This window comes from Neoroseomonas rubea, assembly GCF_016106015.1.
GTDB classification, from domain to species: Bacteria; Pseudomonadota; Alphaproteobacteria; order Acetobacterales; family Acetobacteraceae; genus Neoroseomonas; species Neoroseomonas rubea.
This window is the reverse complement of record NZ_JACADQ010000181.1, coordinates 1-7,857: the sequence shown is the minus strand read 5'-3', so window position 1 is coordinate 7,857 and position 7,857 is coordinate 1. Positions and strand designations below refer to the sequence as shown.

Below are 7,857 nucleotides of genomic sequence, written 5' to 3'. Positions count from 1 at the left end.
CGACCCGGTCGCGGAGCTGCCCGGCTGGGTCGCCGCCATCGCTGCGCGGCTCGACGTCTTCGCCCGCGGGACGCCGGGCGCCCGACGGGCAAGGCGCGCGCTGCGGCGCACGCTGGCGGTGCTCCGCGCCCGCCTCGCCAAGCCGGAGGATGGGGCGGCGGCGCTGCCCGTGTTCTGCGAGGCTTGCCTCGTCCTGCTGGAGTCCGCCGTCGCCGCGCGGCACGCCCCGGCACCCTTGCGGCGGGACTTCGCGCGACTCTGCGCCCTGGCGCGGGCGGAACTTGCGGGCGGGGTGGACGACCGCCCGCTGCTCGCGGCCGTGCGGGCATTGGAGGACCTGCCCCACCCCGTGCCCTGGGCCGCGATGCGGGTACCTGGCCGGGTGGTGTTCCTCGCTTCCATTGCGGCGCGGATGCCGTCGGAGGAGGCGGCCGCGGCGACGATGCTCGTGAACGACCTGGCGACGCTGGGCCCCGACCTCCCGCGCGCGGCGCTGGAGGTGGCGGCGGGGCGGCGGCGCCTGCGCTGGGCGGGCTGAGGGCGCGCCCTTATCACCCCGCGCGACGCCCGCCTGTCGTGCCGGGCCGCTGGATGTCGTGGCGATGCCTGCGGGGACGAAGGCGAAACCCGGTTCCGCCCGGCGTCAGCCGCGCGTGTTGCTCACGCGCCAGGCCTCGATGGCGGCCAGCGCGTCCGATGCCTCGATCACGTCGGCGTAGCGGCGCTCCACATCGGTCAGGTTCTGCTCATGCGCCACCGGGTCGTGGTCGCCGACGCAGTCGCGCGGCACCATCACGCGGAAGCCCAGGGAGAACGCGTCGATCACGCTCGCGCGCACGCAGCCGGAGGTGATGCAGCCGGTCACGATCACCGTGTCCACCCTCTCCCGCGTCAGGATCGAGGCCGCGGGCGTGGCGAAGAAGATCGAGGGGGCGGATTTCATCAGCACCACGTCGGGTCCCGCCGCGGCGATGCGCGGGTCGAGCTCGACGGAGGGGGTGCCACCGAGCAGGTCGAAGACCGGCGCGGCCTTCCAGTGCGGCGCGGCGCGGGGGCTGTCATAGCCGTTGACGCAGGCGACGACCGGCAGGCCCGCGGCGCGCGCGGCACGAATCAGCGGCACGGTCGCATCGACCGCCGCATCGACCATGGGCGCGCCGCCCATCGGGAAGGCGGCCTCGGTGAAGCCGCGCTGGAAATCCACCACGACGAGGCCCGGCTTGGCGCCGAAGCCGAGGGCGCGGCTGCCATAGCCGCGCGCGGCGTAGATGTCGGACATGGTGCGGGCTCCCTGGGCGGTTCGCGGGTCGGGGTTCGCAATGACCGTGCCACGGGGCGAACCTCGCATTGACTGCGCCAGGCGGAGGGCCACGACCGGGCCGTGCTGCCCGCCCGCCGGAAACAGGCGCCGCCGTGCACCGGCATCCGCACCCGGGTCAGGCCGGCACCTCCCGATGCCCAAAGATCGCCGTGCCCACCCGGACATGCGTGGCGCCCTCGGCGATCGCCGCCTCGAAATCCCCGCTCATGCCCATCGACACGACGGAGAGCCCGTGCCGCGCCGCCAGCTCGCGCAGATACGCGAAGTGCGGGCGCGGGTCGGCATCGACCGGCGGGATGCACATCAGGCCGGTGACGGGCAGGCCGTGGTCGTCGCGCGCGGCGCGGATGAAGGCATCGGCCTCGGCGCGCGGCACGCCGGATTTCTGGCTCTCGTCGCCGGTGTTCACCTGCACGAGGCAATCCGGGCGGCGACCTTCCTTGCCCATGGCCTCGGCGATCGCGGCGGCGAGCTTCGGGCGGTCGATCGTCTCGATCACATCGGCCACGCGCACCGCGTCGCGCGCCTTGTTGGTCTGCAGCCCGCCGATGATGTGCAGCCGCAGCGCCGGATGCGCCGCGCGCAGTCCGGGGAATTTTGCCTGTGCCTCCTGCACCCGGTTCTCCCCGAACACGGCCTGGCCGGCGGTGAGCGCTGCGATGACCGCCTCCTGCGGATGGGTCTTGGACACGGCGACGAGGGTGACGCTGCCCGGCGGGCGGCCGGCGCGGGCAGTCGCTTCCTCGATGCGGGCGCGGATGGCGGCGAGGTTGGCGGCGATGTCGGTCATGCAGCGTCATTAGCACCGCCCGCGCCCCCGGGCAGGCCATGCCCGCCTTTTGTTGCGGAGCCCCGCCGCGCGGCGTAGGAAGCGCGCCATGGAAGGCCTCTCCGTCCCGCCCCGCCGCGCCGAGATCGTCCGCGACACGGCCGAGACCTCGATCCGCGTCGCCATCGACCTCGATGGCGCCGGCCGCGCCGAGATCGCAACCGGCATCGGCTTCCTCGACCACATGCTGACCGCGCTTGCCCGCCATTCGCTGATCGACATGACCGTCGCGGCCAAGGGCGACCTGCACATCGACTTCCACCATACCGCCGAGGATGTGGGCATCGTGCTCGGTCAGGCGATCCGGAAGGCGCTTGCCGACAAGCGCGGCATCCGCCGCTACGGCGCCGCCCTGCTGCCGATGGATGAGGCGCTGGCCGAATGCGCCATCGACATCTCCGGCCGCCCCTTCCTCGCCTGGTCCGTGCCCTTCGCCCGCGACAAGGTGGGCGAGATGGACACGGAGCTGTTCGAGGAATTCTTCCGCGCCCTCGCCTTCAATGCCGGCATCACCCTGCACATGACCTTGAAGGCGGGCACCAACGCGCACCATGTGGCCGAGGCCTGCTTCAAGGCCGCCGCGCGCGCCCTCCGGCAGGCCGTCGAACCCGACCCGCGGGCCGGCGGCGCCATCCCCTCGACTAAGGGCGTGTTGGAGGCCTGAGGATGCGCGTCTGGACCGTGCATGCGCGACCTCCCTCCCAGCGCAGGGGGGCCGAGACCCTGCTGGTGCGCGACGGCTTCGCCTGGGGCGCGCTGCTGGTGCCGACGATCTGGTTCCTATCCAACCGCCTCATTGCCCTCGCGGCGATGCATGCGGCGGCCTGCATCGCGCTCGCGGCCGCCCTTCCGGGCCCCGTCGCGGGGCCGCTGCTGCTCGGCCTGAATCTCTTCATCGGTTTCGAGGCACGAAACCTGCAATCATGGTGGCTCGGCCTGCGCGGCTGGCGGACCGAAGGCGTCGTCATGGGGCGGGACGAGGAAGCGGCCTTCCTCCACCTTGCCACCTGGCGACCGGACCTCGCGCGCGTCGCGCGATGACGGGGAGCAGTCCATGACGCAGCGCGTCGCCGTGATCGACCCGGGCTCGGGCAACCTGGCCTCCGTGCTCCGCGCCTTCGAGAAGGCAGCGGAGGACAATGACATCGACGTGCAGGTCAAGGTGGTGGCCTCGGCGGCCGACCTGCGCATGGCGGACCGCATCGTGCTGCCTGGCCAGGGCGCCTTCGCCGCCTGCCGGCGGGGGCTCGACGCGCTGCCCGGCGTGGTCGACGCGCTGGAAGACCGTGTGCGTGGCCATGGCGTCCCCTTCCTCGGCATTTGCGTCGGCATGCAGCTGATGGCGACGCGGGGGCTGGAACATGGGGAGACGCCGGGCCTCGGCTGGATCCCCGGCACGGTCGCGCTGATGGACCCGAAGGGCCCGGACGGGCTGCCCCTGCCGCTGCCGCAGATGGGCTGGAACGAACTCTCCTTCGAGGAAGGCTTCCACCCGGTGCTCGACCTGGTCCGCCCCGGCGACCAGGTCTACTTCGTCCACTCCTTCGCCTTCGAGGCGGAGGACCCGGAAGACGTGATCGCCACCACCGACTATGGCGGGCCGGTCGCCGCCATCATCGCGCGCGGCAACCTCGCCGGCCTGCAATTCCATGTCGAGAAGAGCGGGCCCGTCGGCCTGCGCATGCTCGCGAACTTCCTGAGGTGGGAACCGTGAACTCCGTTGCACTGCAGCCGGGCCGCAGCCTCGAGGTCGAACGCGCCGAGCGCCTCTCGGATGCCGACCTCGCCGAACTGGCCGAGGCGACCGACGCCGCCATCATCGAGGGCGGCGGCTTCGGCTGGGTGGAACCGCAGGGGCGCGCGGCGTTGGAACGCCACTTCCGCGGCGTGCTGCTGGTGCCGGAACGGGAATTGTTCGTCGCACGGCTCGACGGCCATGCGGTGGGCTCCGCCCTGCTGGTCCGCCCGCCCCGGAACAACGAGGCACAGGCCTTCGCCGCCACCCTGACCCACGCCTACATCGCGCCCTACGCCCGCGGCTTCGGCCTCGCCCGGCGGCTCGTGGACAAGGTGGAGGAACGCGCGGCCGCCCTCGGCCACCGCGTGCTGAACCTCGACGTGCGGGAGACGCAGGCGACCGCCATCGCGCTGTTCGAAAGCCTCGGCTACGTGCATTGGGGGACCCATCCCTACTATGCGCGCGTCAAGGGCCAGACGGTGGCGGGGCGGTTCTACTTCAAGACGCTGGAGCCGGGACGCGGCAGGGCGACCGGGGACCTCATCGACGGGGCGGTCTGAGAAGCGCCGCGGGAGAGGGGAACCTCCCCCAAGACCCGCCCCTCCCTTTTCTGGCTTTCTGCCCTTGCAGACGGACAACGACGGATGACGCTGACGCTCTATCCCGCCATCGACCTCAAGGGGGGGAAGGTGGTCCGGCTGAAGCGCGGGGAGATGGACCAGGCCACGGTCTACGCCGAGGATCCGGGGGCCCAGGCGGCGGCCTTCGTCGCGCAAGGGTTCTCCTGGATCCATGTCGTCGATCTCGATGGGGCCTTCGCGGGCAAGCCCGCGAACGCCGAGGCCGTACGCGGCATCCTCGCGGCGGCACCCGGCACGCAGGTGCAGCTCGGCGGCGGCATCCGGACCATGGCGGTCGCGGAAGCCTGGCTCGCGGCCGGCGTCGCGCGGATCATCCTCGGCAGCGCGGCGGTGAAGGACCCGGAGTTCGCGCGGGCCGCCTGCCGCGCCTTCCCGGGGCGCGTGGCCCTCGGCATCGACGCGCGCGACGGCATGGTCGCGACCGAAGGCTGGGCGGAGACCTCCGACATCACCGCGACCGACCTCGCCAGGCGGTTCGAGGACAGCGGCGCGGCGGCGGTCATCTACACCGACATCGCCCGCGACGGGATGCTGGGCGGGGTGAATGTGGAGGCGACGGCGGCCCTCGCCTGCGCCGTCGCGCTACCGGTCATCGCCAGCGGCGGGGTCGCGGGGATCGAGGACCTGGTTGCGCTGCGCGCGGCACAGGCGGGCATCGAAGGCGCGATCATCGGCCGCGCCCTGTATGACGGGCGGATCGAGCCGAAGGCGGCACTCGCCGCGGCGGCGTAGGCCGGCGGCGGCCGGGACCGGGCGGACCACGCGGCGGGCTCTATCCCGCGGGCTACTCGCCCGCTTTTGTCCCGCGGGCTATTCGCCCGACCCTCCCCCGCCGCCATCCGAACCGCCGCTGTCCGACGACCCACCACTGTCGGTGGACGCGGAGGACGCGCTTTCCTTCGTCTCGTAGCCGCCGCCGCCTTCGCCGCGCTTCTCCTCGAAGGCCACGATGGCCACGCCGGCGCCGGTCGTGCGGTCCCGGTCGCGCTGCCAGTCGTGGGCGTCGTCGCTTCTGTCCTCCTGGCCCTCGGACTCCCCGTCCTTGCGCGACATCCCGCGCTTCGCCAGCGCCCGGTCGAAGGCGGCGCGCTTGCGCGGGCCCCACCAGAAGCGCGGCGTGCCGCGCTCCAGCTCCTCCCAGGAGAATTCGTAGCCATCCTCGAGAACGCCGATTCCGCGCATCTGCCCTGACCTTCGCTCAGCATCGCTTCACTTGACCTGGGGCATCATTCCGCCGCACTCGAAACTCTGCCATCACGCAGCGCACAAATGCGTGCCACTTCCCGGACAAGATGAAGGGTCATCCGTCATCGTGCTTGCGCTTCGCGTCATCCCCTGCCTCGACGTCAAGGACGGCCGCGTCGTGAAGGGCGTGAACTTCGTGGAACTCCGCGACGCCGGGGACCCGGTGGAGCAGGCCCGCGCCTATGACGCCGAAGGCGCGGACGAGGTCACCTTCCTCGACATCACCGCATCGCATGAGAACCGCGACACCATCCTCGACGTCGTCTCCCGCACCGCGGCCGAGGTCTTCATCCCGCTGACCGTCGGCGGCGGCGTGCGCAGCGTGGAGGATGCCCGCCGCCTGCTGCTCGCCGGCGCCGACAAGGTCTCGATCAATTCCGCCGCCGTCGCCGACCCGGACCTGGTGCGCCGCTGCGCCGAGGCCTTCGGCAGCCAGGCGATCGTCGTCGCCATCGATGCGCGCAAGAAGGACGCCGGCGAGGGCTGGGAGGTCTTCACCCATGGCGGCCGCCGCGGCACGGGGATCGACGCGGTGGACTGGGCGCGCCGCGTGGCCGACCTCGGCGCGGGGGAGATCCTGCTGACCTCGATGGACCGGGACGGCACGAAGCAGGGCTTCGACCTGCCCCTCACGCGCGCCGTGCGCGCGGCGGTTCGGCTGCCGATCGTCGCCTCGGGCGGCGTCGGCCAGCCGGAGCATTTCGTCGACGGGGCGCGGGCGGGCGCGACCGGGCTGCTCGCCGCCTCCGTCTTCCACTACGGGGAATTCCGGATCGCCGACGCCAAGGCCGCGCTCTCGGCCGCGGGCCTGCCGGTGCGCCGCGCCCCACGCATGGGGAGCGCCCCCTGATGGGCAAGGCCGCGAAGAAGAAGATGCCGGCGGGCAAGGCCGCCAAGGCTGCGCCGAAGGTCAAGCGCAAGGTCAAGCCGGCGGCGACGCCCGCCGTCGCGAAGGTCAAGGCCAAGGCCAAGACCAAGGCGAAGGTGCCCAAGCCGCTGCGCAAGGCCGACCGCCGCGTGCTCACCCCGCTCGCCGCCGCCATCGCGGTCCCGGGGGCGGAGGCCGCCATCCTCGACCGGCTCTGGCAGGTGGTCGAGGAACGCCGCCAGGCTGGCGACACCATGACCTCCCATTCCGCCCGGCTGCTTGCCCGCGGCACCGCCAAGGTGGCGCAGAAGCTGGGGGAGGAAGCGGTGGAATGCGTGATCGAGGCCGCGACGGGCAACCGCGCCGCGACTGTGCTCGAAAGCGCCGACCTGCTCTATCACCTGATGGTCGTCTGGGTGGATGCCGGCATCCGGCCAGAGGAAGTGTGGGGCGAGCTCGCCCGCCGCCAGGGCATCTCCGGCATCGCCGAGAAGGCGGCGCGGCCGCGCGGCATCCTTCGCGCCGCGGGCACCAGCAAGCTGCCCTGACCGCGCCGGGGGCGCTTGCGCGGCGCCCCGCCCTGGTCAGGATGGCGCGCCCAGCGAGGAGCCCCGCCATGTCCGTGACCGGCCTGCCACCCTATGACGACGCCAACGTCTTCGCCCGCATCCTGCGCGGCGAGATCCCGTGCAAGCGGGTGCATGAGGACGCGCACGCGCTGGCCTTCCACGACATCAACCCGCAGGCGCCGGTGCATGTGCTGGTGATCCCGAAGGGGCGCTATGTCTCGGTGGCGGATTTCTCGGCGCATGCCAGCGAGGCCGAGGTGGCCGGCTTCTGGCGCGTGGTGGCCAAGGTGGCGAAGGACCTCGGGCTCGAGGCCGGGGGCTATCGCGTGCTGACCAACATGGGCGCCGATGGCGGGCAGGAGGTGCCGCACTTCCATGTCCACATCTTCGGCGGTCGCCGGATCGGGCGGATGGTGCCGAAGGCGGACTGACCTGCCCGGGCGTCGCCTTCCCCTTCCGCAGGCGCGGGGGTAATCCACGCCGCGTGACCGACGCCCCAATGCATCTCCGCGCCGCCGAGGCCGCCCTTCGCGGCGGCCGTCCCGCCGAGGCCGAACAGGCCGCCCGCGCCGCCATCGCCGCCGCGCCCGCCGACGCGGCGGCCCAGCATCTCGGCGGCATGGTTCTGCTGCGCGTCGGACGCGTG

12 protein-coding genes are annotated in these 7,857 nt (G+C 72.7%); 9 read left to right on the top strand and 3 right to left on the bottom strand.

From position 1 onward, the window contains the following. Nucleotides 1–538, top strand: a 538-nt coding sequence (locus HW577_RS16000) for a hypothetical protein (RefSeq protein WP_198377152.1), incomplete at its 5' end; no start/stop codon positions are given. A gap of 105 nt (nt 539–643) precedes the next feature. Here HW577_RS16000 and HW577_RS15995 read toward each other — a convergent pair. Continuing rightward, complete coding sequence (locus tag HW577_RS15995) at nt 644–1,279, bottom strand: isochorismatase family protein (RefSeq protein WP_198377151.1); 636 nt, start codon at nt 1,277–1,279, stop codon at nt 644–646. A gap of 157 nt (nt 1,280–1,436) precedes the next feature. Further along, nucleotides 1,437–2,111: a YggS family pyridoxal phosphate-dependent enzyme gene (locus tag HW577_RS15990; RefSeq protein WP_198377150.1), complete on the bottom strand. Its 675-nt coding sequence runs from the start codon at nt 2,109–2,111 to the stop codon at nt 1,437–1,439. 88 nt (nt 2,112–2,199) lie between these two features. On the opposite strand from HW577_RS15990, the gene hisB reads away from it, so the two are divergent. From hisB to hisA, 5 genes are all read left to right on the top strand, one after another. Next, the gene (gene hisB, locus HW577_RS15985; RefSeq protein ID WP_198377149.1) at nt 2,200–2,814 is read left to right on the top strand and encodes an imidazoleglycerol-phosphate dehydratase HisB; all 615 of its coding nucleotides are present in this window, start codon (nt 2,200–2,202) and stop codon (nt 2,812–2,814) included. A 2-nt stretch (nt 2,815–2,816) separates the two neighbouring features. Then, the gene (locus HW577_RS15980) at nt 2,817–3,191 is read left to right on the top strand and encodes a DUF2628 domain-containing protein (RefSeq protein ID WP_198377148.1); all 375 of its coding nucleotides are present in this window, start codon (nt 2,817–2,819) and stop codon (nt 3,189–3,191) included. A gap of 13 nt (nt 3,192–3,204) precedes the next feature. Beyond that, nucleotides 3,205–3,864 (top strand): imidazole glycerol phosphate synthase subunit HisH, encoded by a 660-nt coding sequence (gene hisH, locus HW577_RS15975; RefSeq protein ID WP_198377147.1) that lies wholly within the window; start codon nt 3,205–3,207, stop codon nt 3,862–3,864. Then, complete coding sequence (locus tag HW577_RS26600; protein ID WP_332837741.1) at nt 3,861–4,448, top strand: GNAT family N-acetyltransferase; 588 nt, start codon at nt 3,861–3,863, stop codon at nt 4,446–4,448. Before hisH ends, HW577_RS26600 begins: the two co-directional genes overlap by 4 nt. Before the next feature lie 84 nt (nt 4,449–4,532). Continuing rightward, nucleotides 4,533–5,261, top strand: coding sequence for a 1-(5-phosphoribosyl)-5-[(5-phosphoribosylamino)methylideneamino]imidazole-4-carboxamide isomerase (hisA, locus tag HW577_RS26595; protein WP_232474982.1), 729 nt, complete (start codon nt 4,533–4,535; stop codon nt 5,259–5,261). A gap of 78 nt (nt 5,262–5,339) precedes the next feature. On the opposite strand, the gene HW577_RS15965 is transcribed toward hisA, so the two are convergent. Then, nucleotides 5,340–5,711 carry a hypothetical protein gene (locus HW577_RS15965; RefSeq protein WP_198377146.1) on the bottom strand — a complete coding sequence of 124 codons (372 nt, stop codon included), beginning with the start codon at nt 5,709–5,711 and terminating at the stop codon, nt 5,340–5,342. A gap of 130 nt (nt 5,712–5,841) precedes the next feature. On the opposite strand from HW577_RS15965, the gene hisF reads away from it, so the two are divergent. The 3 genes from hisF to HW577_RS15950 all read left to right on the top strand — a co-directional run bounded on the left by hisF (nt 5,842) and on the right by HW577_RS15950 (nt 7,642). Beyond that, the gene (gene hisF / locus HW577_RS15960) at nt 5,842–6,624 is read left to right on the top strand and encodes an imidazole glycerol phosphate synthase subunit HisF (RefSeq protein ID WP_198377145.1); all 783 of its coding nucleotides are present in this window, start codon (nt 5,842–5,844) and stop codon (nt 6,622–6,624) included. Then, on the top strand, nt 6,624–7,190 hold the full coding sequence (locus HW577_RS15955; RefSeq protein WP_198377144.1) for a phosphoribosyl-ATP diphosphatase: 567 nt from the start codon (nt 6,624–6,626) through the stop codon (nt 7,188–7,190). Before hisF ends, HW577_RS15955 begins: the two co-directional genes overlap by 1 nt. Before the next feature lie 68 nt (nt 7,191–7,258). Beyond that, a complete protein-coding gene (locus HW577_RS15950) occupies nt 7,259–7,642 on the top strand; it encodes a histidine triad nucleotide-binding protein (protein WP_198377143.1) in 384 nt (127 codons plus the stop codon). Nucleotides 7,643–7,857 lie beyond the last annotated feature (215 nt).

Bases quoted from the DNA above. Each gene is read 5' to 3' on its own strand.
- hisH (WP_198377147.1), top strand. From the start codon at position 3,205: ATGACGCAGCGCGTCGCCGTGATCGACCCGGGCTCGGGCAACCTGGCC.
- HW577_RS15980 (WP_198377148.1), top strand. From the start codon at position 2,817: ATGCGCGTCTGGACCGTGCATGCGCGACCTCCCTCCCAGCGCAGGGGG.
- HW577_RS15995 (WP_198377151.1), bottom strand. From the start codon at position 1,279: ATGTCCGACATCTACGCCGCGCGCGGCTATGGCAGCCGCGCCCTCGGC.
- HW577_RS15990 (WP_198377150.1), bottom strand. From the start codon at position 2,111: ATGACCGACATCGCCGCCAACCTCGCCGCCATCCGCGCCCGCATCGAG.
- hisB (WP_198377149.1), top strand. From the start codon at position 2,200: ATGGAAGGCCTCTCCGTCCCGCCCCGCCGCGCCGAGATCGTCCGCGAC.
- HW577_RS15955 (WP_198377144.1), top strand. From the start codon at position 6,624: ATGGGCAAGGCCGCGAAGAAGAAGATGCCGGCGGGCAAGGCCGCCAAG.
- hisA (WP_232474982.1), top strand. From the start codon at position 4,533: ATGACGCTGACGCTCTATCCCGCCATCGACCTCAAGGGGGGGAAGGTG.
- HW577_RS15965 (WP_198377146.1), bottom strand. From the start codon at position 5,711: ATGCGCGGAATCGGCGTTCTCGAGGATGGCTACGAATTCTCCTGGGAG.
- HW577_RS15950 (WP_198377143.1), top strand. From the start codon at position 7,259: ATGTCCGTGACCGGCCTGCCACCCTATGACGACGCCAACGTCTTCGCC.